Origin of the sequence: Bacilliculturomica massiliensis, assembly GCF_900605495.1 — a bacterium.
GTDB lineage: Bacteria > Bacillota > Clostridia > Peptostreptococcales > Anaerovoracaceae > Bacilliculturomica > Bacilliculturomica massiliensis.
This window is the reverse complement of sequence record NZ_LR027603.1, coordinates 1,840,755-1,864,361: the sequence shown is the minus strand read 5'-3', so window position 1 is coordinate 1,864,361 and position 23,607 is coordinate 1,840,755. Positions and strand designations below refer to the sequence as shown.

The 23,607-nt window shown below is 51.5% G+C and carries 22 protein-coding genes; 19 read left to right on the top strand and 3 right to left on the bottom strand.

What is annotated here, in order from left to right; all coding sequences use genetic code 11:
• The first annotated feature begins 89 nt into the window (after positions 1-89).
• From E0E37_RS17590 to E0E37_RS17550, 8 genes are all read left to right on the top strand, one after another.
• A complete protein-coding gene (locus E0E37_RS17590; RefSeq protein WP_154939152.1) occupies positions 90-782 on the top strand; it encodes a hypothetical protein in 693 nt (230 codons plus the stop codon).
• 233 nt (positions 783-1,015) lie between these two features.
• Entirely contained in the window at positions 1,016-1,477 is a 462-nt protein-coding gene (locus E0E37_RS17585) for a hypothetical protein (protein ID WP_130864278.1), read from the top strand.
• A 130-nt stretch (positions 1,478-1,607) separates the two neighbouring features.
• Positions 1,608-2,027, top strand: coding sequence for a hypothetical protein (locus tag E0E37_RS17580; RefSeq protein WP_130864277.1), 420 nt, complete (start codon positions 1,608-1,610; stop codon positions 2,025-2,027).
• Positions 2,028-2,113: 86 nt separating this feature from the next.
• Positions 2,114-2,833 (top strand): hypothetical protein, encoded by a 720-nt coding sequence (locus E0E37_RS17575; RefSeq protein ID WP_130864276.1) that lies wholly within the window; start codon positions 2,114-2,116, stop codon positions 2,831-2,833.
• Positions 2,834-2,972: 139 nt separating this feature from the next.
• Positions 2,973-3,914, top strand: coding sequence for a hypothetical protein (locus E0E37_RS17570; RefSeq protein WP_154939154.1), 942 nt, complete (start codon positions 2,973-2,975; stop codon positions 3,912-3,914).
• A gap of 200 nt (positions 3,915-4,114) precedes the next feature.
• Positions 4,115-4,600 (top strand): RHS repeat domain-containing protein, encoded by a 486-nt coding sequence (locus tag E0E37_RS17560; RefSeq protein ID WP_130864273.1) that lies wholly within the window; start codon positions 4,115-4,117, stop codon positions 4,598-4,600.
• Entirely contained in the window at positions 4,584-5,147 is a 564-nt protein-coding gene (locus tag E0E37_RS17555; RefSeq protein WP_130864272.1) for a hypothetical protein, read from the top strand. The genes E0E37_RS17560 and E0E37_RS17555 overlap by 17 nt, the downstream gene beginning before the upstream one ends.
• A 4-nt stretch (positions 5,148-5,151) precedes the next feature.
• On the top strand, positions 5,152-5,871 hold the full coding sequence (locus E0E37_RS17550) for a hypothetical protein (RefSeq protein WP_130864271.1): 720 nt from the start codon (positions 5,152-5,154) through the stop codon (positions 5,869-5,871).
• Between the two features lie 257 nt (positions 5,872-6,128).
• Here the strand turns inward: E0E37_RS17550 and E0E37_RS17545 are convergent, their stop codons facing one another.
• Positions 6,129-7,526 (bottom strand): APC family permease, encoded by a 1,398-nt coding sequence (locus E0E37_RS17545; protein ID WP_130864270.1) that lies wholly within the window; start codon positions 7,524-7,526, stop codon positions 6,129-6,131.
• A gap of 628 nt (positions 7,527-8,154) precedes the next feature.
• Between E0E37_RS17545 and E0E37_RS17540 the strand changes: the two genes are divergently transcribed.
• Entirely contained in the window at positions 8,155-8,829 is a 675-nt protein-coding gene (locus E0E37_RS17540) for a GntR family transcriptional regulator (RefSeq protein WP_165445436.1), read from the top strand.
• A 77-nt stretch (positions 8,830-8,906) separates the two neighbouring features.
• Here the strand turns inward: E0E37_RS17540 and E0E37_RS17535 are convergent, their stop codons facing one another.
• Entirely contained in the window at positions 8,907-10,292 is a 1,386-nt protein-coding gene (locus E0E37_RS17535; RefSeq protein WP_130864268.1) for an SLC13 family permease, read from the bottom strand.
• A gap of 568 nt (positions 10,293-10,860) precedes the next feature.
• Here E0E37_RS17535 and E0E37_RS17530 point away from each other — a divergent pair.
• The 8 genes from E0E37_RS17530 (at position 10,861) to E0E37_RS17490 (ending at position 18,710) form a co-directional block, all read left to right on the top strand.
• Positions 10,861-11,067 (top strand): 4Fe-4S dicluster domain-containing protein, encoded by a 207-nt coding sequence (locus E0E37_RS17530; protein ID WP_130864267.1) that lies wholly within the window; start codon positions 10,861-10,863, stop codon positions 11,065-11,067.
• Positions 11,068-11,078: 11 nt separating this feature from the next.
• Positions 11,079-12,152, top strand: a complete 1,074-nt coding sequence (locus tag E0E37_RS17525) for a 3-methyl-2-oxobutanoate dehydrogenase subunit beta (RefSeq protein ID WP_130864266.1) — start codon at positions 11,079-11,081, stop codon at positions 12,150-12,152.
• Positions 12,152-12,889, top strand: a complete 738-nt coding sequence (locus tag E0E37_RS17520) for a thiamine pyrophosphate-dependent enzyme (RefSeq protein ID WP_130864265.1) — start codon at positions 12,152-12,154, stop codon at positions 12,887-12,889. The genes E0E37_RS17525 and E0E37_RS17520 overlap by 1 nt, the downstream gene beginning before the upstream one ends.
• A gap of 12 nt (positions 12,890-12,901) precedes the next feature.
• Positions 12,902-13,444, top strand: a complete 543-nt coding sequence (locus E0E37_RS17515) for a 2-oxoacid:acceptor oxidoreductase family protein (RefSeq protein ID WP_130864264.1) — start codon at positions 12,902-12,904, stop codon at positions 13,442-13,444.
• Between the two features lie 122 nt (positions 13,445-13,566).
• The gene (gene buk / locus E0E37_RS17510; protein WP_130864263.1) at positions 13,567-14,649 is read left to right on the top strand and encodes a butyrate kinase; all 1,083 of its coding nucleotides are present in this window, start codon (positions 13,567-13,569) and stop codon (positions 14,647-14,649) included.
• A 21-nt stretch (positions 14,650-14,670) separates the two neighbouring features.
• A complete protein-coding gene (locus E0E37_RS17505) occupies positions 14,671-15,231 on the top strand; it encodes a PduL/EutD family phosphate acyltransferase (protein ID WP_130864262.1) in 561 nt (186 codons plus the stop codon).
• A gap of 41 nt (positions 15,232-15,272) precedes the next feature.
• Positions 15,273-16,496 (top strand): pyridoxal phosphate-dependent aminotransferase, encoded by a 1,224-nt coding sequence (locus E0E37_RS17500; protein WP_130864261.1) that lies wholly within the window; start codon positions 15,273-15,275, stop codon positions 16,494-16,496.
• Between the two features lie 1,467 nt (positions 16,497-17,963).
• Positions 17,964-18,710 (top strand): LytR/AlgR family response regulator transcription factor, encoded by a 747-nt coding sequence (locus tag E0E37_RS17490; protein WP_130864259.1) that lies wholly within the window; start codon positions 17,964-17,966, stop codon positions 18,708-18,710.
• A 286-nt stretch (positions 18,711-18,996) separates the two neighbouring features.
• On the opposite strand, the gene E0E37_RS17485 is transcribed toward E0E37_RS17490, so the two are convergent.
• The gene (locus E0E37_RS17485) at positions 18,997-19,662 is read right to left on the bottom strand and encodes a TetR/AcrR family transcriptional regulator (protein ID WP_130864258.1); all 666 of its coding nucleotides are present in this window, start codon (positions 19,660-19,662) and stop codon (positions 18,997-18,999) included.
• 334 nt (positions 19,663-19,996) lie between these two features.
• Here E0E37_RS17485 and E0E37_RS17480 point away from each other — a divergent pair, with 334 nt between their 5' ends.
• Both E0E37_RS17480 and E0E37_RS17475 read left to right on the top strand, forming a co-directional pair.
• Positions 19,997-21,748, top strand: coding sequence for an ABC transporter ATP-binding protein (locus E0E37_RS17480; protein ID WP_130864257.1), 1,752 nt, complete (start codon positions 19,997-19,999; stop codon positions 21,746-21,748).
• Complete coding sequence (locus E0E37_RS17475) at positions 21,745-23,607, top strand: ABC transporter ATP-binding protein (protein WP_130864256.1); 1,863 nt, start codon at positions 21,745-21,747, stop codon at positions 23,605-23,607. The genes E0E37_RS17480 and E0E37_RS17475 overlap by 4 nt, the downstream gene beginning before the upstream one ends.

Genomic DNA, 23,607 nt, shown 5'->3' with positions numbered 1-23,607 from the left:
TATTTTTAAAATGATTGTCATGAAATATGATTGGCAAGTGTAAAAAATCACACTTGCCAATCGACTTGAAAAAAGAAGGGAACTCTCTTATGTTGCATCAGCTAAAAAATAAAAAACATCTGTGGTCGTTCTTTTTATTAATAATAGGTATCATTTGCGTGCTTGCAATATATGTAATTCAAGAAAATCGGGAATTGAAAGAGTATGAAGAATGCTGCAAATATCAAGCGGCTTTTTATAGTAAATACATGGAGATAACAGAATTTGTTGAAGGACAACTCATAAATGGAGTCAGACCTTATATAAAACCGGATATAAACGATAATATTAAGGACATTGTGACATTAACCAATCACATAACAGACGAGACCTATATGCGTGGGATTATGGAACTTTACAAAATAGTAGATAATGAAATGCAAAGCTCATTATTTGCAGATGAGGAAGAAATATTATCGGCGCTTACTATTCATAAAAATGAAATTGGAAGATTGATTGAGCTTAGACTAATAGCGGATCGTTATATGGGAAAAGATATATCCGGATTCAATCAAATAAGCATAGACGGAAATGTTTTGAAATTTAAAGATGTTAATTTGAATGAAGATCAGATAAATAAAATTATGAATGTGTCAGAGGATCGTCTGGAGTTTGATTTTGTCAGGATATGCAGAGATCTTTTGTTCGATCGAATCACGACTTCTGGGGATTTAGAAAAATATGAGGAAATCAAGGGTGATAAAAAATTATTAAAAGAATATATGCCGTTTACGGGGAGATGAGGAGAATAAAACGTAGGCTACGATGAGCTGTTCATTTCAAATAAGTCAGACATTGAGTCAATGACAACTTTTACAGACTAAATCCAGTACATACGGCGGACAGATCCGCTGACGGCTTTCTTTTTTGGCGATGTGAGGGAAGGGATAATTATCCCCCCCCGACACATTTTTTGTAATTCCATAATTTTGCCGGACTTGATATTTTATATTACAGGCGAGGGGGATAATTTGAAATGAAAATTTATAAGTTTTTGGTAGTACTGGTTCTTCAACTTTTTCTCTTCAGCGCCTGTGTGGCAAGCGGCGATCATGACTTTACAATAATCTCGCCGGAATATACTAAAATATATAGAGGCGATGATTATGATACATTTGTGGTGCCACAGAAAAGTGTTGTAAAACGGATAAATACTGATACAGGTGAGATAAAAAAGAAAGAATTTGATTTTCAGATCAACTGTATATTATATGGCAGCTCAGAAAAGCAGATTCTAGCAGGAGCGAACGATCTGGAAGACCAAAATTTTCTCATATGGATTGATGAAGAACTATCAGAAATTCAAAGAGTGAATGTCCCATATAAAGTCGCGGCATTGGCTGGAGGCGAAGTGTGCGATTATGCTGTTCTTAATTCAGTAAATCCGGATTCCGATTTAATTAGTTATGTTTGCAGTCTGGGAATTGGGGGACTTTAACTGTTACTTTACATCAAATAGTGGTAAAACAACCTTGCTAGTGGGTACTGAGGGAGACGACTAACAAACGCCGATAAAAATATATCTTGATGACTGTCTTTTTTATAGCGGTGGTATATACCACAATTATATGATAGCAGGCGGTATCAACGCAAGCAATAGAATTTCATATGTGGTTTTGTTTAGATATGAATTTGAGGAAGGTGATAAAAAAATTAATGTTACTGATATCCTGAACGGCTTGAAGCTGGAGAAAAACAGTGAAACAGTATTTTTTATAAACGAAAATACCATCGGAATAGCGGCAGTATCGTTGGGCCAAAAAACAGAACCGCTATTGGTGATAATTAGTATAGAAGATGAATCAATACGCAATGTATTACGCATTGATTTACAAGATGAAGAGATCGCATTTCCTGCAAAAATTTCGAGATGGAATGATTACTGGCAAATTTTCTACTATGGTACACCAGATGAAAATGGAGATAAAATAGCTGTTGTTAGAATCGAGGAAGAATGGCTGTTAGATGATTATACATATGTAAAATAATAGTAAATTGATACAAATCATGAAGAATGATAAAATGCAATTGTTGCAGCCGGGAATGTGGTTCTGGCGACTGATGCACTGAAAATATGTCCGACGCTAGAGGGCAACGCTGTCTACACTACACCTATGACGCGCTGAACCGGGTGGTGCAGGCCCACGAGAACTACGGCAACAAGACCAGGACCTACGAGTACGACACCGCCGGGAACCTGATCTACGAGAGGGGAGACAACGGCAGCCACTACGTGGATTACCAATACAATGTGCTGAATCAGCTGGTGAGAAAGCAGGTGGATAAGGACAAGAACGTCTATACCTATGAGTACGACGGCCGCGGCAACCAGGTGAAGGAGCTGTACGGAAAGAACAAAAAGGTCACAGCCACTGGAACCTACGTCTACGACGAGACGAACAAGCTGACCCAGGGGACCAACGGAGCGGGGGAGATCTCCCTCTACACCAGAGACGGCATGGGCAATCTGGTTGGAAACGAGTGGAGCGTGAGAAAGAACGCTTACGGCTACCACGGCTTCGACGATCTGGAGCCCTCCGTGCCCACCACGCTGAAAAACCATGAGGTGGTAAAGAAGGACTTCGTACTGGATTACACCAGCGAGTTGGCCAATGTGCTTCTGGAGACGGAAGAAGAAGGCCTGACCTACCGTTACGGCTACGGGATGAACGAACACCGGCTGTCGGTGAAGGTGAGCCCCATCGAGCAGGCGGCGGGAGCGATCATGGAAAACGGTGCGGTGAAGCTGTATTACCACACGGACTTTTTATGTAAAATTCTACGTGCTGTTTAATCAATCTGTAATAGTCCCATTCATTAATAGTCCTGAAAAAGGAGTGGTGATCATGCGGATTAAGAATTTTGGATGCATCATACTAGTGATTTGTATGTTATTTTGCTTCTCGTCTTGTAAAAATAAAAGTGAGATACAGATGGGAAGAACAGACAACGAAATAGCAGAAGACAGAAATGTGCAGTTTCAAAATAGAAAAATCATTTCATATCAAGATTCATGTCTGGGTATTGAAAGGAAGAACGGTAAATATTTTGTGGTGAGAATATACTCAGGAGGAACTGAAAATAAGGAAATTCTTTATAGCAGTGAGCAGGTACTAATGAGGCTTACTGTACAAAATGACATATTATATATTGAGAAAATCAGTGAAACAATAGAAGGAACGGAGTATTGGGAGGTTGATTATGTTTCTGTAAATTTACAAACCAATGAAATACAAGAGGAGGATCAACATATTTATCAATTGTGTCGACAAGTAAATAAATGCGTACAAGGATTTTATTGGACAGCCTCTAACCTATTTATTGCCTTTTGGGAACCAGGATTATATGAAGATAGTATAGATGATTTATATTGTGTTAAGAATGATGAGTTACAGTTAATTGCTGCTGATTATGCATTTGCAAAAGCGCCGGATAACAGAATGTGTTATAAACTGAAAAAGGACAGCATGCTGTATGCCTTTGATCCAGTGACTGAAACTCATACGGAATATTTATTAGAAGGTATTCCAGCAGATGAGATATATGATGTGCTTCTCATTAATAATGATCTGCTATGCGAAGATGAAAGCGTGGTTTACAAGTTATCATGCAATAAAAAACCGGAAATATTGATAGATAAAAACAGGGAGCCCATTTTCAAAGATGAATTCCTCTTGGATCAATGCGCTGCAGATACACAATTCTTATACTTCTCAGCTCAGGATGGGACTTATAGCGTTAATATGGAAACCGCTGAGCAGCAAAAGCTTTTAGATATACAGACGGATGACTTATGTGTGATTGGAAACTGTTTATATTATCATCATGCCTTGGAAACAGATGGCGATAAGCAGATTCAAGTATGCGAACGATAAACCGGAATTCTCAACACTGTTGAGAGCAAATACATGGTCTAACAACTTGTGCAGTATGTCAAAGACAAAAAAATTATCATTAGCCACAGCAAATGCGTATGCCGATTGGGTAAATCTACGAGACGGGACACAACGGCAGTCACTATTCGGACCACCAGTACAGCTCCCTGAACCGGCGCTAACAGTGAATAGAGGTTGTTATGAAATACTTTCAGTCAAAACTATGGACTCATTCCAAGTTCTCATTGGTCAACCATTATAGAAATAAAAAGTTTGCCAGCAAGCTGGTGAAGAGCGCCCTGCACCGGATTGACGGCCTGCACGATGTTGACGAGTACCAGATTACCATATACCAGCATGACGGCAACGGACAGGTGACAAAGGTCCTCGATGCAGTCGGGAAGGAAACGCTGAACGTTTACGACGGCAACGGAAACCTGGTCCAGACCACCGACGTAGACGGCAATATGACGGAATATTCTTACAATTATCTTGATCTGGCGACGAATATCAATTACAATGATGGTAAACAGGCGAACAGCCGCTGTAACAAAGCTGGCGGGCAGGGCTGGAAGCGGATCGGACATATGAGAGTAAGGCGGTTATTACGCATATTTGAAGAAAATAGAATATGCCATCTCATGGGGCGTAGGAAGGGAGGGAAGGAACGTGGACAGCGAGAATAAAATATACACGGAGAATATTCTGCAGCGGGGTGAGCAGGTGCTATGGGAGGGAGAGCCGGAACCGAAAATTTATTTGGAGCGTGCGGATATCCTGCTGATACCACTCAGTATCTATTGGTGTGTATTCATGGTGGTGTGGGGAATTCTGGCTTTCAAAATGGGCGTCATGATCTTATGTGTGGCGGGCGTTGGATTTTTACTGATCGGTCTGTATCTGCTGGTGGGACGTTTTTTTATCAATGAGAGACGGCTTCGTTCCTGCCGCTATCTTGCCACAGATCGGAGACTGATCTTCATAAACGCCAGAGGGATCGATTCCATTTTCTACACCAATATCATTCAGCTGAAAAAGAGGGAGCGCAAAGACGGCGTGGGAACGATTTTTTTCGGACCGTTTATGACCTATCTGATGACCTACGCTTTTCAGGCGGAGTATTACCTGGGAAATGCATGGAGACCGAGGGCCTTTGAAAATATCAGAAAGGTTGATCAGGTGTATGATCTGATCATAAAAAGGACGGCGGAGCGGACAGGAAGGGCAGGCTGATCCGATGGCAGAGCTTTCCGTATGTGAGCATCAGCGAAAGAAGGAACTGGGATATGTTATAGAACAGATCTACATCGTAACAGTTTGCCTTTTGCTGGCGGGCTGTTCAGCGATCCAGGAGATCGAGGAAAAGAAAGATCCTACGCTCCCTCCGGTAGAAACGACTGAATCAGGATCGGAGATTCCATTGGCAACAGAAAAAGAGCTTCCGATCGATGATGTATTAGAATCATTCAGTGAAGAGGAACTGTCTTCACCGAGCAGTTATGTTGAACTGGGGGAGGAGATAGAAGACGGAATCTATTCTTTTCAATCAGATGGGCAGATGATCAGCAAGGAGCAGGCTGTGGATCTGGTCATGCAGATTATTTTAAGAGAATATCCAGAATTTAAGCCGGTCCTCATGACAGAAGATCCATATTTCGGAAGTGATTACTATGGATATATGTATAATGTATCATGGGCTGGCGAGCAGAGGATCGAACATAAACTTGCAGATACATTTCCAGAGGAGCCATCGGGGGGATACTACACTGTACGCAATTATGAAGACTTTGGTGATCGACAGACAAGTGTAGAAGAATTTGCAGTAGTAGTGAGACAAAAAATCATTGTATGTAATTATTGGATGCGGCAGGATGATTGGTTTAGAATACAGGAAAAACGTTGGATCGAGGAACAGAAAGCACTGGGGCTATTACAGCCGGAACAAGTGGAAGAATAGAGTCTGTGTAAGCTTTATTCATTTTTTCGGGAAGGACAGGCAGCTCCTTCCCGGTTTTTCGTTTTATGATGGGTACGTTACACATTTTTTGAACTGCTGCTCCTAATGTAGTCGCCCCAAAAGAAAGTGCGATACTTCGACCAATGGGGCATTTTCTCAACAATAACAGACTGCAGTCGTTTTACGGAAGCTGCCGCATGCATTCAGTCATCCATGCGGCAGCCTGTAAGAGAAAACATTTTACTGAATCGAAGCGATCACCCGGCCTTGCTCATAGCTTTGCACTCTGCCTCGCGGGCTTCCCAGGGCGCATAGGGCGCTTTCAGTTCTGCAATGAGATCGCTGCCGAACTTTTTGAGGTAGCGAAGTCGCAGATACATGTAAAGGAAGAACAGCACGGCGAAGGCGGCGATGAGGATCCATACCACGGCGTCCAGCGTTGCCAGCGCGGAGAAGGACAGGTAGGCAGCTACACAGACTGCGAAAATGGAGAGTACGTTTACCATCCACGACGGAAGCTTGAAACCGGGATAGAGGCAGGCATAGGGATAGCGCTTCTTCAGGAAGAAGGGCAGGATGCACAGCACGATATCGCCTACGCAGTTGACGAAGGAAAAAATAGTCATCAGTACGCCGAAGGTAGAACCTGTGGCGCACAGCAAAATGGCAAACAGCATTACGAACCCCAGACTCGCCGGTGCGATGCCGTACTTGTTTTTCTTTCCCACGAAGGCGGGAAACAACCCGCAGTCGCTGGCCGCCTGGATCTGCGCGCAGCACAGCATGATAACGGGTACCATGGAGGTCAGAACGCCAAACAGGGGACCGCCCACAATGAAGAAGGTCAGCAGGCTCCTGCTCAGGAAATGGCCGCCCACTTCAGCCAGAGTGGTGATCTGCGGAGTGGTCATCGCGCCCAGAGTGACTACGGCCATCAGAATGTAGATCACGGCTACCAGCGTGGGAGCCAGGATCAGCGCCAGAGGGATGTTGCGGCGGGGATTCTTCACGTCGTCGGCGATCTGGGTGATAGAGGCGCCGCCGGACAGCGAAGAGGACAGGACCGCAATGGCTGCGCCCAGGGTAGTGACCCTGATGCCGGGAGCCAGTATACCGCTCATCGTCAATCGTTCCGGCTGGATGTTGGGGATGCCCACGAAAATATACAGAGCCATGGCCACCAGCAGAACGCCGACCATAATGCTGTTGATAGAGGCGAAGGTGTGATTTCCCAGATAGCCCAGGATCGCGTATACGATCAAAATACCGATACTGACAATGGTCTCTTTACCGGCCAGGGCAGGAAATAAAGCTACGAAGTAATCAGCAAACAGTACGGCGAATACCGAAACCAGGACCGGCTGCAGCAGGTTCTGAGCGGCCATAAACATGCCCAGCGCAGGGTGGACCAGCTTGGTAGGCGCAACAAAGAAGCTGCCGGAGGTGGGAACTACAGCGGAAACGTAAACATTGGGGATCATCTTAGCTAAGGTATAGATCACGGCGCCGATCAGCGCGATAATGACGCTGGGGCCGATATCGTTGATGACAGTGGGGAGGGAACCGAAAATGCCAGAACCGACGATACAGCCGATGCCTGTGGCAATACAGCTGATCAGACCGATTTTTTTCACAGTGGCCTTGCTATTGCTCATAGTTGTTTATCCTCCTGTTTTTGTGTCCCATGTCTGGGGCACTGATTTAACCGGGACGAATGATGCACGGTTCATAACGGGATGCCGCCGCCTGACGGCGCCCTTCCGGGGTCGTGCCTTCACACTGGCTCGCAGTAATGACACTGGCCGGGACAGGCGGCGGCAGGGTGTTTCTCCTTTTCCGGGCTGGGCAGCATAATATCGCACTGACAGATATCAGCGCATTGATTGCTGCAGATACACCCTTCTTTCTTTTGCTTTTGCACAAGCCGATCAGACACCTCAACTATAGCATTATATTTTCGTTTGTGCAATATGCTTTATGCATAAAATAAGATCGCCGAACTTGATTTTTTAGTTTTTTGTCCGCATCAGACGAGATTTTTTACTGGACAACCTGATGGTTTTAATGTTTTGCCTAAATATTTTCACTCGACCTGTATCGGCCGAGTGTGAGATCAGTTTCCTTTGCAAATGCTTTCTGTACCCATTGAACGTCAATAGGGGCAGAAAACATTTGCATTTTGCTTTTTCTTATGCTAGAATTATCCACATTACATATTTGAAAATGCAAAATATGAAAACATTATGCCCGGATGGGCCGTTACACAGTACGGAGGATAAAAATATGAGCAACAGCATTATGAACGGTGGAATCATGACGATTACGGAGCAGATCTACAATCTGATCCGCACGGATATTCTGACTCACAACCTGAAGGCTGGTGAAAAATTGACCATGAAGTTCCTGCAGGAGCGTTTGGGCGTCAGCTCTTCTCCGATCCGGGAAGCTTTGACCCGCCTTCAGCAAGAGGGTCTCATCGAATACCAGCCAAACGTCGGCATGAGCGTTATGGTCTTTACCGCCAAGGATGTGGAGGATATCTTCGCGCTGATGCAGGAGCTGGAATGCGTGGCGCTGCGGTTCGCCTGCAGGTCGGAGGACCGGGCGGGAATGATCCAGGATCTTCGCCGTCTGCAGGACAAGGCCAGCAGACGGCTGCAGGACGGAGAGCTGGAACAGTGGGAGGACCTGAGCAACAGGTTCCACATGGTGTTTTACAGCCATGCGGGCAATGCCAGACTGAGTGACGCGGCCACAAAGACCCGTACGCAGCTGTCGATCTTTTCCAATCTGTATCAGAAGGAACCGGAAAATCAGTTATTGATCCATCAGGAACACGAACAGATCCTTCAGCTTTTGGAGGCCGGCGACGACGCTGCTGCAGAGGAAGCGCTGCGCCGCCATATGGACGCCTCCAAAGCCAAGGCCATCGCGCAGCTGCACAATGAAAAGATCTGATCCGTGAGCGGACGAATACAAAACGGGCCTGCCGCAGAATAAAAATCTGCGGCAGGCCCGTTTTGACGGTACGCTCGTTACATGACGCCCATCAGATGCCACACGGGGATACAGCACAGATTGCCCAGCAGGTTCAAGAACATGTAGCAGTAGCAGGAGGGCACGGCGCTGCGCCAGTTGGCCAGCTGGTCGGATACGCCCTGGGCCATGATAAAGGTGGTGTTGTTAAAGGACAGGCTCCAGACCTGCGCCGCCGTATAGGCGCACCATACCACCACAAAGGGCGAAATGCTCAGCGCCGTGCAGACCGGTGAAAAGATGGCGAACATGATGGTCACAGTGGCGATCATGGACACCACGAAATAGCGAAGCAGATAAGTGGAGATGGTGACGGTAAGTACGAGCATGAAGCCGCCGGTCACAAAAGTGCTGAGAACAGGTTCCAGAACCATTTGCAGCCAGCTGCTGACGCCTGTAAGGGAGAAGAGCGTGGACAGACCTGTGATTCCGCCGGCGATGATGATCACCGTCCAGGGGATCTTCAGAGACAGCTCTTCGATAGTAAACAGACCTTTGATGATCATCAGCAGCCACAGCGCCACGGCAATGACAAAGCTGTCCAGTCCCGTCAGAGATGTGGTCATCCAGGCCGCGATCCCCAGCGCCAGCACTGCGGCCGCGTACTTTTCATTTTCCGTCATGGGACCCAGTTTGGCCAGCTCTTTTTGTGTGAGATCCGCCGGCAGCTCCTTCACGTCCGCCTTGTAATAGGTGATATTGAAGAAGTAAAAGCCGATCAGGCACACGACGCCCCAAACGATGGTAGCTCCGGTCCAGCTGAGCCAGGAATAGCTTTGACCGATGATCCCGATCAGCATGTAGACCATGGTGGAGCCTGTGAGGAAGCAAAGTCCGAAGACGTTGGAGGGGTAGAGGAGCGCGCTGAAAAGACCGGCCGCTCCGCGGCTGTTTTTTGGCAGGCCGAACTCACTGGCGATCTGGGTGGTAAACGGCGCTACGATGGCAACTTTAGCCAACATGTTGGGAATACACGGCGTAAGCACAACCCCGGTCATCATCACCGCAAGGATCTGGCTGTTGTAGGTGGGCCGAAACAACTTCATGATCTGAAAGGCCACCCGTTTCATGAGTCCGCTGTTGACCACTCCTGTGGCAAATCCTACCAGCGCCACTACCATCCACACCGTTGAAGAGGCAAATCCGGAAAACACTGTGGTAAAATCTGCGATCCCGCAGGCAAAGATCATCGTAAGAGCCAGCAGCACCGTGATGGCGTCGGGAAACAGGCCAAAGATCATCAGAACTATCATGGAAGTGAAAATACCGAGAAATGCCAGTGCGCCGGCGTTCATCGCTTCCGTGGCCGGCGGCACAAAGGCGATGAGAAGTCCGACGACCACCGCCAATAAAAACTTGATCAGTTTAACCACATTTTGCTTCATTGCCCTATCGTCTCCTTTCGATATGCATTATATATTTTCGATTATGCATTATTTTTAACCCTATCACCATGATTTTCTCCTGTCAATACTTTTCCTCGATTTTGTCTGCCCGCCGGTTTTTCCGCCCGCTGTTATTCATCCATCCTCCCTTGCCGCTCTTTTTGTCCGCTGCCGCGCTTCTCCGACGGTATGTTTTTCGTCCCTATGTGGACGGGGCAGCCCTGCCGGCGGCAGCGATCAATATCGCCTTTCTTTGGTGATATTGACGGAATAACAAAAAAGCCTGCCTTGTGAAGGTGAGCCCGCAGGGCGGATAAGTCTCTGAAGGGGGCTTTTTTCTAAAATAATAAATTGTCTATTTTTTCTGAATAAGGGCTTGAAACCTTTTCGCCGGTGTGCTACAGTGTGATTATACATTATGCATAATGCAAAATGTATAAATTAAGATTTCGTCTCACGAGACGGAATGTGCACAGACCGACAGACACGCGCTCTGTCCGGCACAGACGGAGCGCCCGGTAACCTATTTTTCAGGGCTGGAACAGCCAGTAAATTTACGGGAGGAATCATGAGTAAAAAAGCTCTAATCAACATTGCGGCATGTAAAGGGTGCGGCTTTTGCGTGGATGTTTGCCCGAAACAGGCACTTTCCCTGAGCGCAGAATTTAACCCTGCAGGTTACAACTATGCTGTTATCGACGAAAAGGCGTGCATAGGCTGCGGTACCTGTTATACGGTGTGCCCGGACTATGTATATACCATGGTAGAAGAGTGAGGGAATACAAAATGGCAAAAGAACTGTTAAAAGGTAATGTGGCCGTGGCGGAGGCGGCTCTGCGCGGCGGCTGTGATTTCTTCGCGGGCTATCCCATTACCCCGTCCACCGAAACGCTGGAATACCTTTCTCACAGAATGCCTGAATTAGGCATGGAGACTCGCTTTGTGCAGTCTGAAAACGAGATCGCCGCTATGAATATGGTGATGGGGGCCGCTTCCGCCGGAGCGCGCGCCTTGACTGCGTCTTCCGGCCCGGGCATCAGCCTGAAGGCGGAAGGCATGTCGTATGCGGCTCATTACGCCATCCCCTATGTGGTGCTGAACGTGCAGCGGTGGGGCACCGGTCTGGGCAGTCTGAAGTCCGGGCAGGCCGACTATTACCGCGACTGTAAGGGCGGCGGCCACGGGGATTATCACAATGTGGTGTTTGCGCCAAACAGCATTCAGGAGATGGTGGACGATATTTATGAGGCATGGGATATCGCAGAGAAATACAGAGTAGGCGTCACGATCTTCTCCGAGGCCGTGCTGGGACAGATGATGGAGGGGGTGGAGATGCCGCCCTTCAAGAAAAGGGAAGGAGATCTGGATTGGGGCATCGACGGCACCGGCTCCAAGGGCATGAAGTATCCCGGGGGAGACGGTCAGGAATATATCGACTTCGAGCTGTCGAAGTATGAGCGCATCATTCCCGAGATGCAGCGCTGGGAACAGTATCGGACCGAGGACGCCGATTATGTGTTTGTGGCCTTCGGACTGCCTTCCCGCGTGTGTGTGGACGCGGTGGATAAGCTCCGCGGTTCCGGCGAGAAGGTGGGCCTGTTCCGTCCCAAAATTCTGTGGCCCTTTCCCCACAAGGGATTCGAAGAGCTGTACCGCATGAACCCTCATGTCAAGGGCTTTATCTCCGTGGAGATGAACGATATGGGCCAGATGGTAGACGACGTGGCGCTGGGCGCCAAACGGGCCGGTTACTGCGTTCCCACCTACTGCTATCCCTGTGGAGGCGGCGTTCCCCGCGTAAAGATGGTTCTTGCAAAATACAATGAGATCATAACCGGCGAGTTAAAGGAGATGTACTGATGGAAATTGTAAAGAAGACTCCCGCCAAGCTGGGGACTCATGATTTGTGTCCCGGCTGCGGACATGGTATTGTCATCCGCCTTATTGAAGAGGTCATAGAAGAACTGGGACAGGAAAACAATCAGATCGTCATTGCCGGCGTAGGCTGTGTCTGCACCGCTACACCTGCCATGCGCTTTGACCGTTTTCAGGCCGCCCACGGCCGCGCCGCCGCCACCGCGGAGGGCGTAAAGCGCGTGAGACCCGATGTGCTGGTATTTGCGTATCAGGGCGACGGCGACGCCTATACCATCGGCATCGCCGAAAGTCTCAACGCTGCATACCGAAACGAAAATATCACTCAATTCGTGATCAATAATGTAAACTTCGGCATGACAGGCGGCCAGATGAGCTGGACCACCTTGCCCGGTCAGAAAACAATGACCAGCGTATCCGGCCGCAACGCCGAGCTGACGGGCCTGCCTTTCCATTTTCCCGAAATGGTGGCCGGCTCCAAGGGTTTCCACGTGGCCTACGCCGCCCGCGGCGCGGTGATCGACGCCAAGACCATCAACCAGACGAAGCGAATGATCCGCAGCGCTTTGGAGGCACAGCTCAACGGCGAGGGCTTCTCCGTGGTGGAGATCCTCAGCCCCTGTCCCACCAACTGGCACATGTCTCCCAAACAGTGCCGCGAGCAGATCACCGGGCCCATCATCGCCGAATATCCTCTCGGCGAATTCAAAACCAGAGATTAAGGAGGCGCACAGATGAAAGAAATAATTTTTGCCGGTTTCGGCGGCCAGGGCGTTCTGACCGGCGGCCTGATCCTCGCCTACGCCGCTTCCACGAAAGGTCTGAACGCCGTTTGGCTTCCATCCTACGGTCCCACCATGCGCGGAGGCAAAGCAAACTGTACGGTCAAGTACGGAGAGACAGAAGAGGAAAAGGTGGGAAGTCCCGCCATGGAGGAGGCGGACATCCTGATCGCCATGAACGAACCTTCTCTGGACTATCTGGAATTCTGCAGGCCTGACTGTCACGTCTTCGTGAACGCCAACGCCGTCAGTGCGGATTATTCCTATCCCCCGGGCGTGACCGTCACGCGTCTGGATGTGGTGGAGCTGGCTGATCAAATACATAATGTTAAGGGACAGAACCTGGTAATGCTGGGCGCAGTGATCAAAAAGATGGGCCTGTTTGACGAAGCATACGCTGAACAGGCCATGTGCAAAATGTTTGCGGATAAGGGGAAGGGATCGTTCAACGAGGCAAATGTTCTCGCTATGAGAACGGGGTTCAACGCCGTCTAGTCCCCACAGCGCCGCAGTTGGCCGCGGGTTGCCGCCGGCTGCGGCGCGCCTGGCGAAACGGCGCTCCGGTCCTCTGTGGAGCGCTGCTTCCGTCATTTTTTCAGAAAGGAGCAGACCCTAATATGAAAGACGTTTACAAGATACTTTGCATCAATCCGGGCTCTACCAGCACCAAACTGGCCCTCTTTGAAAACGACAGGATGCTGAATGAGATCAGCATCGAGCACAGCAGCGAGGACCTGGCCAAGTATGACGATATCATCGGTCAGCTGCCTCTGCGCAAGGCCGCGATCGACGCCTATCTCGAAGAGCAGGGTGTGGGGCCCGCGGATCTGGACGCCATCGCGGCCAGGGGCTGTCCTTCGGGACGCCGCTACCACGCCGGAGCTTACAGGATCGATCAGGATATGATGGATGCGTGTATGCAGCCTGTCAACGCGGTGCATCCCATGTGTCTCGCTCCCGTCATCGCCTATCAGTGGGTGAAGGAGTATGGCATTCCCGCTTACTGTTACGACGTGGTGATGACGGACGAAATGGACGAGGTGGCCAAAGTGACCGGACTGCCGCAGATCAAGCGCAATGCCGCTCTGCACATGCTCAACACCAGAGCGGTGGCCATAGAAGTTGCCGAGGAGATGGGGACCAGCTATTCGCAGGTGAACTTTATCATGTGTCATCTGGGAGGCGGGATCAGCGTCAGTATGCACAAGCACGGCCGGGTCATCGACATGGTCCCTTCCGGCGAAGGTACCTTCACTCCCTCAAGAGCCGGTATGTTCGGCAATTACGACATGATCCGCCTGTGCTTTTCCGGGAAATACACTGCTAAATCTCTGCGCGATCTGTTTCAGGATCACTGCGGCTTTGTGGCCTATTTTGGCACCAGCGACTGCCGCGAGGTAGAAAAGCTGGTGGAGGCCGGCGACGAGCAGGCCAGGCTGGTCTACGACGCATTTGTCTACAATATCGCCAAGGATATCGGCACCATGGCCGTTACCACCTGCGGTCAGGTGGATCGGATCGTGCTCACCGGCGGGATCGCTCATTCCAAAATGCTGACAGAAGCGGTCCGCAGGAGGGTGGAGTTTATCGCGCCTGTGGTCGTCAGACCTGGGGCCATTGAAATGGACGCTCTGGCGCGGGGCATCCTTCGGGTGCTCAACGGCCAGGAGAGCGCGCATACGTTTGCAGAAGAATATTGATAGGGGAAGGAGAAGGATCATATGAAAACTGTAGTCATGCTCTCTAACCATCACGCCCATCTGACGGAGGAGGCCTCGCAGGCGCTCTTTGGCGACAGGGGAATCACCTTCGCCCACTATCTGGCGGAGGAGGGCGGCCCCTGGTCTTCCAACGAGTTCGTGGAAGTGCGCGGACCGAAGGGCGCGCTGGGTAAATTCAGAGTGCTGGGACCCCTGCGGCCCTATACCCAGGTGGAACTTCTCCGATCAGACTGCTTCAAGCTGGGAGTCGATCCGCCCGTGAGGAACTCCGGGAAGCTGGACGGCGCTGTGGAACTGACGCTTGCGGGCCCCTGCGGCGAGTACACCGCCCGCTGCGGTATCCTTGCCTGGCGTCACATCCACGTGGATAAGGAGACGCTTTTGGATATGGGCAGGCAGTACGGCGAATTTGTGACGGTACGTACCGGGGGCGACCGGGCGCTGGATTTCAAAAACGTGGCGCTGGTACCCGGCGGAAAGGGTCTTTTAATGCATCTTGACACGGAAGAGGGCAACGCCGCCGGCTGTCGAAACGGCGATATGCTTGAGGTCATCCTGTAAACAATTACAACAAATAACAGTTGAGAAACGGAGGAAAACCCATGATAGCTTCTCAATATCTTGCCACAAGAGGCAAGCGTTCCGATATCCGGGCTCTTTCTGAAACGGCCGGTCAGCTGGCGCTGAAGATCGGCAGAGAAAATGTGTACGACTTTACACTGGGCAATCCCAGCACGCCTCCGCCGCAGGAGGTGGAGGACGCCATCGTCGATATCATTCGCGGCACGGACGATCTGGTGGCAGTCCACGGCTATTCCAGCAACGCGGGCATGGATTCCTGCCGGCAGGCCATTGCAGACTCCTTCAATCGCCGTTTCGGCCGACAGCTGACCAAGGATAACTTCATGATGGTCACCGGCGCAAGCACGGGGCTGCATACCGTCAGCAGGGCGCTGCACATCGACGAAAACAGCGAGATCATGGTCATCGCTCCCTTCTTCCCCGGCTACTATCCCATGGTGGCCTGCGGCGGCAACAAGATGGTCGTGGTTCCGCCGGACACGGAGCATTTCCAGATCAACTTCGACGAGCTGGAACCCCGGCTGAGCAAACACACGCAGGGTATCATCATCAATTCGCCCAACAATCCCTCCGGCGTCATCTACAGTGAAGAGACCATCAAAAAACTGGCCGCCCTGCTAAAGAAGAAAAGCGCTGAATACGGTCACGCCATCTATCTCATCTGCGACGAGCCCTATCGGGAGCTGGTGTACACCGACGAGGTGGTTCCTTATATTCCGGCTTATTACAATAACACGATCATCTGCTATTCCTACAGCAAATCCCTGTCGCTGCCTGGCGAGCGCATCGGTTTCGTGGCCACCGACAACAACATCGACGATTTCGACGACGTTTGGGCCGGTCTCCGCGGCGCTTCCAGCGATGTGGCCAATGTATGCGCTCCCACGTTGTTTCAGATGGTGGTGGAACGCTGTGTGGACGTGGCGCCTAATATGGCCGACTACGCCCATAACCGCAAGGTGCTGCGGGAGGCGTTCAGCCGGATCGGTTACCGCTTCGCAGACCCCAGCGGCGCGTTTTACCTCTTCTTCCAGGCGCCTTTCGGCATGAGCGCGGAGGACTTCATGGATCTGGCCATCAAGCGGAATGTTTTCGTGGTGCCCGCCGCCAGCTTCGGCTGTCCCGAATGGCTGCGCCTGTCCTTCTGCGTGTCCCGTCATACCGTGGAAGCGTCCATCCCCGCCTTTGAGGCGCTGTATCAGGAGGCCAGGGAAGCCATGGGCAAGCAGCCCGTCCCGTTATAATAAGCAGATCGGGTGTAAATGATATCGAAAGCTTTTACGAAAAAAGCAGGTAGACTGAACGTTCGGCCGCCTGCTTTTTTCGTTGATCGGACAGCGGGCTCGGGTTTAGGACGATGAGCGCTACATTTCAATATTAAATGTGGTAAAATTTATTAAAACCGTTCAGCAGGTTTAGGGAGTGCGCGATGAGACAAATCAGGAAAAGGCATCATTCGTTTGAAACAATAAGAAAGCAAAGCTGCAGCGGACAACGCCATATAGAAATATTACTTGGAAAATGAAAAATAGAGACATGGACCAAGCTTAACAAGAAGGCGTCTCAAGAGTCGATCAGATTTGACTTTTTCGGGACGCCTTCTTTATTTATATATAGAGCAGAATATTTCCCAATGAAAGTTGAGCCGTGAGACTGGTGGGCCGCAGGGCAGCTGGGCCGGGAGACAAGATCGGTGTGTGGCCCGGATGGCTGCGCCGGACGCGAGATCGGCGGGTCCACCAGTGGTTGAGACCAGGAGCGTCAGAGTCTGTATAGGTGAAAAGAGCAAAAAAAATAGAAAATCACCGAAAAATACTTGAAAATCAGTGCTGAATCCTCGATAATTGCTGCCAAATGGGTGAGAATTGATTTTTTGTTGAGTATTCACCTATTTCACAGCTCTGTTTCGGTGAGATCGGGGAAAAAAACTAGATCTGACCTATTTCCCCTGAGATTTCTACGACAGGGAGCGCTAACAGCCGTCGCCTGCCGTAGGGCACATCTACTCTCAAGGGGGACAACCCAGCCAGGTGAGCGGCCTCCCTGCCGGATGAGGCCGCTTGCTGTTCTGATCCACGGCAGGCGGCGCAACGCTGGTGACACGGGGCCTTCTGATCCTCATAGCCGGCCAAAAGAGAAACGCCGTTTCAGTCGAGCTGTTTTTTGGGCCAGCAGCAGATGCCTACATCCAGAGGAACCTGCTCCTTCAGATGGAAGTCTGCAAACCGGCAGTACCAGCATTCCCGTTCTATTCCCATGGCCGTCTGGCGGGGCGTGAATGCAGGGCAGCATTGGTGCGGCCAGACGCTCCCGCCTGTCCGCGGCTCTTTCAGAGGACGGTCCCCGGCGCGCCGGCCGGCATCGGTAACTGCTCGCATCGTCTTTTTCCTCTCCTCTCGCTCTGTTGTTTTTATTTCCGGGGAACTGCGGAAACAGTTGGGGGCGGACCCGGCAGCTGTTTGGGTACGATGTTCTTATTTGGCTGGACAGCTTGACAGCGGACCTGCCTTTTGCTACTGTATATTCTAACGAAAAGAAGCCCGCTTGTGGGGCATAGTGCGGATCTGGTACCGTTTTACGTAAAATTTGCACGCCGCTGCAAAAAAAAGCTTTTATGATGTCTGTGAAGACCCTTCGATCTGCACGATGCCCGTGAAAAACCGGCTGAATGGTACAGAACTGGTGAGATACAGCCTGACAGGAGGTTGCGCATGTTAAATATTGCTCTTTGCGACGACGAACCGGAACAGCTTGCCTTGACAGGCGGCCTGCTCCGTGGGTATATGGAAGAACGCCCCGGCCTTGCGGCCCGGCTGACGGTCTTTTCCTCCGGCGACGAGCTGCTGAAACAGGAGGAGGACGGGGGCGGCTTCGACCTCTATGTGCTGGATGTCATCATGCCCGGTCTCTCGGGTATTGACCTGGGTCTCAGGCTGCGGGAAATGGGGAGGGACGCGCCCATCGTCTATCTGACCACATCGCCGGATTTTGCCGTAGACTCTTATTTGACCCAGGCATTTTATTACCTGTTAAAGCCGGCGGATCCGGTTCAGCTGTACAGTGTGCTGGACCGTGCGTCAGAACGGCTGCAGAAGCGGCGTGCGGCCTCTGTTCAGGTCAAGGTGAAAAACGGGCTGAGGCTTTTGCTGCTGGATGAGATCCTCTATGCGGAGCTGGCGGGACGGGCTGTTCGATACCATCTTGCGGGAGGGGAGACTGTGAACAGCGTGACACTCCAGGGACCGTTTCAGTCGGCGGTGGAAGCGCTGCTGGCCGACCCGCGTTTCGTTCTGTGCGGTTCCAGTTTTGCAGTCAATCTCCATTATGTGACTTCTGTGGACAAGGCGGAGGTGACGTTGAGGAACGGGGCCCGGGTGTCGCTTCCCCGGGGGCTTTCCACCGGGGTGAAAAGGCGGTGGGGCGACTACTGGCTGAATGGAAGCGGAGGAACGTGCTGAGAGGGAAGGGCCGAAAGAGCGGACGAACTCGGAAAGAGCCGACGAATTCGGAAAGAACGGACCAATGGGCAAAGAACGGACGAATAGAAAAACGGCCTGCAGTGAGATCCATTTTCGACAGAAAATGTTTCTCGCTGCAGGTCGTTTTTTTAGGGGTTCCCGTCAGGAGAAGGTCATCCGAACATGCATAAACAGCGCATATTCTGAATAAGATGATGATCGGCTGCCGGTCTTTTGCCTGGCCTGTCTATCCGACGTTTCACATGGTCTTAAACGCAGATTTTTGCTAGACCGTTGGGGGATCGTCTTTGCAGTTTTCCCCGAAGGGAGGACCGAAACCCATGCCGGGCAGTTGGGTATCGTCTGCCTTTCGATATTCAGGCGCCACGTCGAAGGCCATCTCGTACATGTAGCGCATCATGCCGGAATAGGAGAAGGAGGCGTTGCGCACGCTCCACATGAAGGCGGTGGAGATGGCGATCTGGTGGAAAAGAATGGCCAGAAACCGGGCGTCGGCCTGATTGCGGAACTGGCCGGCCTCCTGGCCTTTTTTTATGATGGCGATCTGGGCGCGGATCATTTCCTTCTTTTTCTCGGCTACGTTGAAGGTGCCCACGTCTTCCATCATATTTTTAATGAAGATCTGCCTGACGATGGCGACGCCGGACTCTTCCATAAAATCGATCATTTTTTTTATGAGAAGCCAGAATTGCTCCACGTAGGAATCGGCGGTGAGGAGCGAGGAGAGATCGCAGGATGCCACGCCGTCTGGTATTTCATAGTAGTGGTCCAAAAGCTCGTCCTTCGATTTGAAATAATAGTAGAAGGTGTGTTTGTTGACTCCGCTTTTTTCGCAGATCTCATTCAGCGTCACTTTTTCGAAGGACTTTTGCTGAAAGAGTTCGAGGGCGGTCCTGCGGATCCTCTTCTTCGTTTTATTCTCTCGTTCCATGAGGCGCGGTCTCCTTTCTGTCGTTGGAGTGCCTTCTCTGACAGATACGCGGCGCCGCGCCTGGGCTGCGGGCCCGCCTGGGCTGCGGGCCAAACTGCGCCGGACGGCAGCCGGCCGGCGCGTCCCTGCCCTTGTCGGGGAAGGCTTGGTGTGGAAATCGAGGGACTTCCTGATGATCTTATCTTAACAGGAGTTTCACAATAGTTCAAGATAATAATATATAGTAAGGTTTTTTTATATACGTATTTACAAATGTATGATACCGTAGTATCATAAATACTACACTTAATTTTGCGCGTGGAAACGCGCGTACGGGAAAGAAGGAGAATGGGCTATGATATCTCTGATCCAATACATCGTTCCGTATTTCGGGTATGTGCTGGGAGCCGTGGTTCTGCTGTTCGGTCAGGCGGCCTGTGATCTGGCGCTGCCGGATTTTATGTCGGACATCGTCAACGAGGGGATCACCACGGGAAATGCATCCTACATACTGCAGGCCGGAGCGCAGATGCTGGGGGTCTCCCTCCTCAGCGCCGCCTGCAGCGTTGCTGTGGGACTGCTGGCGTCCAGAGCGGCGGCCGGGGTGAGCCGCGATCTGCGGATCGATATTTTCGAAAAGGTGGAGAGCTTTTCCAACGCGGAGTTTGACCGCTTTTCCACATCCTCGCTGATCACCAGGACCACCAACGACATCACGCAGATACAGATGCTGATCGTGATGATGATACGAATGGTATTTTACGCACCGATCATGGGCGTGGGCGGCTTCTTTCACGCTCTGGCGAAAAGCACATCCATGTCCTGGATCATCGGCATCGCGGTGACGATCCTGATCGGGCTGGTCATGATCATGTTTACGGCGGCGGTACCAAAATTTAAGATCGTGCAGAATCTGATCGACCGGCTGAATCTGGTGGTTCGGGAGAATCTGGACGGCATGCTGGTGGTGAGAGCCTTCAACACCCAGCGTTTCGAAGAGGACCGGTTCGATCAGGTAAATGGAACGCTGACGGCTACCAATCTGTTTGTCAACCGGATCACGGCGGGCATGATGCCGGCGATGATGCTGCTCATGAATCTGGTCACCGTGCTGGTGGTATGGGTGGGCGCCCATCAGGTGTCCTCCTTTCAGATGGAAGTGGGGGACATGATGGCCTACATGCAGTACGTTATGCAGATCATCATGGCGTTTCTCATGATGTCGATGATGTTCATTATGATCCCCAGAGCGTCTGTTTCCGCAAACCGCGTGGCGGAGGTGCTGGCTGCGGAGGCCTCGGTGGAAGATGAAGAAGACCTCCTTCTGCCTGAGGAAGAGAAAAAGGACGGAGCCCGCCGCGGAGGCGGCGAGGTGGTCTTTGATCACGTTTCCTTTCACTATCCCGACGCGGACGAGGATGTGCTGCACGATATCAGCTTTACGGCGAAGCCGGGACAGACCACGGCGTTTATCGGCTCCACGGGAAGCGGAAAGTCTGCTCTGGTGAATCTGATCCCCCGATTTTACGACGTGACCGGCGGGGAGATCCGCATCGACGGCGTTCCGCTGAAGCGGCTCCGCCTTCACGATCTGCGGAACCGGCTGGGCTACGTGCCCCAGAAAGGCGTGCTCTTCTCCGGTACCATACGAAGCAATCTGGCCTACGCGGATCCGGAGGCGTCGGAGGAACAGATCGTTTCCGCGGCCGCCATCGCTCAGGCTATGGAATTCATTGAATCGAAGCCGGAACGTTTCGACACGCCGGTGGCCCAGGGCGGCGGCAACGTGTCGGGAGGACAGAAACAGCGGCTCTCCATCGCCCGGGCGCTGGTAAAGAGACCGCAGATCTACATATTTGACGACAGTTTTTCCGCGCTGGACTTTAAGACGGATTCCGCCCTGCGGGCCGCGCTGAAGGAACAGACGGGGGATAGCACGGTGCTTCTGGTGGCCCAGCGGATCAGTACGATCATGGGAGCGGAGCAGATCATCGTGCTGGATCACGGCAGGATAAAGGGGATCGGCACCCACAGGGAGCTGCTGGATTCCTGCGATATTTACCGTGAGATCGCGCTGTCGCAGCTGAGCGAGGAGGAATTGCAATGACGGATAAAAAAGCTGCGCCTCCCATGATGGGCCGGCGGCCGGCCGGCATGAGAGGCGGTCCCGTGGAGAAAGCGAAAGACTTCAAGGGGACCATGAAGAATCTTCTGCGCTATATCGACGCTTTTCGGACCCAGGTGATCCTGGTGGTCTGCCTGGCGGCATTTTCCTCTGTGTTTTCCATCGTCGGCCCCAAGATACTGGGCAAGGCTACCACGAAACTTTTCGAGGGGCTGATGGCGTGGATGGGGGGCATGGGCCTGCTCACGGACTTCCGCTATATCGGGAACTGCATCGCCCTGCTGGTGGTGCTCTATGTGATATCGGCGCTTTTTTCCTACCTGCAGAGCTTCATCATGTCGGGCGTATCCATGAAGATCACGTACCGGTTCCGAAAGGATATTTCAGAGAAGATCAACAGACTGCCTCTGGCTTATTTCGACGCGCGGTCCCACGGGGAGGTACTGTCCCGCATCACCAACGATGTGGACACGGTCAACCAGACGCTGAACCAGAGCCTGACGCAGATCATCACCTCGGCTGCCACGCTGGTGGGCGTTCTGGTCATGATGCTTACCATCAGCATCCGGATGACGCTGGTCACGCTGCTGATCATACCGCTTTCCATGGGACTGATCATGGGGGTGGTGAAGAGATCGCAGAAATACTTCCGCGATCAGCAGAAGTACCTGGGCATGATAAACGGACATATCGAAGAAAACTACGCCGGCCATAATGTGGTGCAGGCGTTCAACGGCGAAGCGGAGGCGATCCGCATCTTCAACAGCCTGAACAGGAGCCTGTACGGGACCGCGTGGAAATCTCAGTTTCTCTCCGGCATGATGATGCCTATCATGTCCTTTGTGGGAAATCTCGGCTATGTGGCCGTCTGTATCCTCGGCGGTTACCTGGCGGTCCACAGGGTCATCGACATCGGCGATATCCAGGCGTTTATCCAGTATGTCAGGTCCTTCAACCAACCCATCGCCCAGCTGGCCAACATCTCCAACACGCTGCAGTCGACGGCGGCCGCAGCGGAGCGGGTGTTTGAATTTCTCAATGAGGAGGAGGAGATCGGGGAGTCGGAGGATCCCATTCATCTGGATAAGGTGGAGGGGCACGTGGAATTCCGCCGGGTCCATTTTGGCTATACCAGCGACAAGATCATCATCAACGATTTTTCGGCGGATGTAAAGGCCGGTCAGATGGTGGCCATCGTGGGGCCCACAGGGGCGGGAAAGACCACCGTAGTAAAGCTGCTCATGCGTTTTTATGAGCTGAACGGGGGCAGTATTCTCATTGACGGACACGATATTCTGGATTTCACGAGAAAGGATCTGCGGTCCATGTTCGGCATGGTACTGCAGGATACCTGGCTGTACCACGCTTCCGTGCGGGAGAATATCCGTTACGGCTGTTTCGGAAAGAGCGACGAGGACGTAGTCCGGGCGGCGAAAGCGGCCTGCTGCGACGAGTTCATCCGGTCGCTGCCGGGGGGCTACGATATGGTGGTAAACGAGGAGGCCAGCAATCTGTCTCAGGGACAGAAGCAGCTGCTCACCATCGCCAGAACATTTTTATCCGATCCGCCGATCCTGATCCTCGATGAAGCGACCAGCTCCATCGACACCAGGACGGAGGTACTGATCCAGAAAGCCATGAGCAATCTCATGGAGGGGCGGACCAGCTTCGTCATCGCCCACAGGCTCTCTACCATCCGGGACGCGGATCTGATCCTGGTCATGAAGGACGGGGATATTATCGAACAGGGCAGTCATGAAACGCTGCTGGCGAAAAAAGGTTTCTACGCGGACCTGTACATGAGCCAGTTTGAAAATGGAAACATGGAGGAGGAAGAATAA

Coding starts and splice junctions, on each gene's coding strand:
- E0E37_RS17590 (WP_154939152.1), top strand. CDS start 90: ATGTTGCATCAGCTAAAAAATAAAAAACATCTGTGGTCGTTCTTTTTA.
- E0E37_RS17585 (WP_130864278.1), top strand. CDS start 1,016: ATGAAAATTTATAAGTTTTTGGTAGTACTGGTTCTTCAACTTTTTCTC.
- E0E37_RS17580 (WP_130864277.1), top strand. CDS start 1,608: ATGATAGCAGGCGGTATCAACGCAAGCAATAGAATTTCATATGTGGTT.
- E0E37_RS17575 (WP_130864276.1), top strand. CDS start 2,114: ATGTCCGACGCTAGAGGGCAACGCTGTCTACACTACACCTATGACGCG.
- E0E37_RS17570 (WP_154939154.1), top strand. CDS start 2,973: ATGGGAAGAACAGACAACGAAATAGCAGAAGACAGAAATGTGCAGTTT.
- E0E37_RS17560 (WP_130864273.1), top strand. CDS start 4,115: ATGAAATACTTTCAGTCAAAACTATGGACTCATTCCAAGTTCTCATTG.
- E0E37_RS17550 (WP_130864271.1), top strand. CDS start 5,152: ATGGCAGAGCTTTCCGTATGTGAGCATCAGCGAAAGAAGGAACTGGGA.
- E0E37_RS17545 (WP_130864270.1), bottom strand. CDS start 7,526: ATGAGCAATAGCAAGGCCACTGTGAAAAAAATCGGTCTGATCAGCTGT.
- E0E37_RS17540 (WP_165445436.1), top strand. CDS start 8,155: ATGAGCAACAGCATTATGAACGGTGGAATCATGACGATTACGGAGCAG.
- E0E37_RS17535 (WP_130864268.1), bottom strand. CDS start 10,292: ATGAAGCAAAATGTGGTTAAACTGATCAAGTTTTTATTGGCGGTGGTC.
- E0E37_RS17530 (WP_130864267.1), top strand. CDS start 10,861: ATGAGTAAAAAAGCTCTAATCAACATTGCGGCATGTAAAGGGTGCGGC.
- E0E37_RS17525 (WP_130864266.1), top strand. CDS start 11,079: ATGGCAAAAGAACTGTTAAAAGGTAATGTGGCCGTGGCGGAGGCGGCT.
- E0E37_RS17520 (WP_130864265.1), top strand. CDS start 12,152: ATGGAAATTGTAAAGAAGACTCCCGCCAAGCTGGGGACTCATGATTTG.
- E0E37_RS17515 (WP_130864264.1), top strand. CDS start 12,902: ATGAAAGAAATAATTTTTGCCGGTTTCGGCGGCCAGGGCGTTCTGACC.
- buk (WP_130864263.1), top strand. CDS start 13,567: ATGAAAGACGTTTACAAGATACTTTGCATCAATCCGGGCTCTACCAGC.
- E0E37_RS17505 (WP_130864262.1), top strand. CDS start 14,671: ATGAAAACTGTAGTCATGCTCTCTAACCATCACGCCCATCTGACGGAG.
- E0E37_RS17500 (WP_130864261.1), top strand. CDS start 15,273: ATGATAGCTTCTCAATATCTTGCCACAAGAGGCAAGCGTTCCGATATC.
- E0E37_RS17490 (WP_130864259.1), top strand. CDS start 17,964: ATGTTAAATATTGCTCTTTGCGACGACGAACCGGAACAGCTTGCCTTG.
- E0E37_RS17485 (WP_130864258.1), bottom strand. CDS start 19,662: ATGGAACGAGAGAATAAAACGAAGAAGAGGATCCGCAGGACCGCCCTC.
- E0E37_RS17480 (WP_130864257.1), top strand. CDS start 19,997: ATGATATCTCTGATCCAATACATCGTTCCGTATTTCGGGTATGTGCTG.
- E0E37_RS17475 (WP_130864256.1), top strand. CDS start 21,745: ATGACGGATAAAAAAGCTGCGCCTCCCATGATGGGCCGGCGGCCGGCC.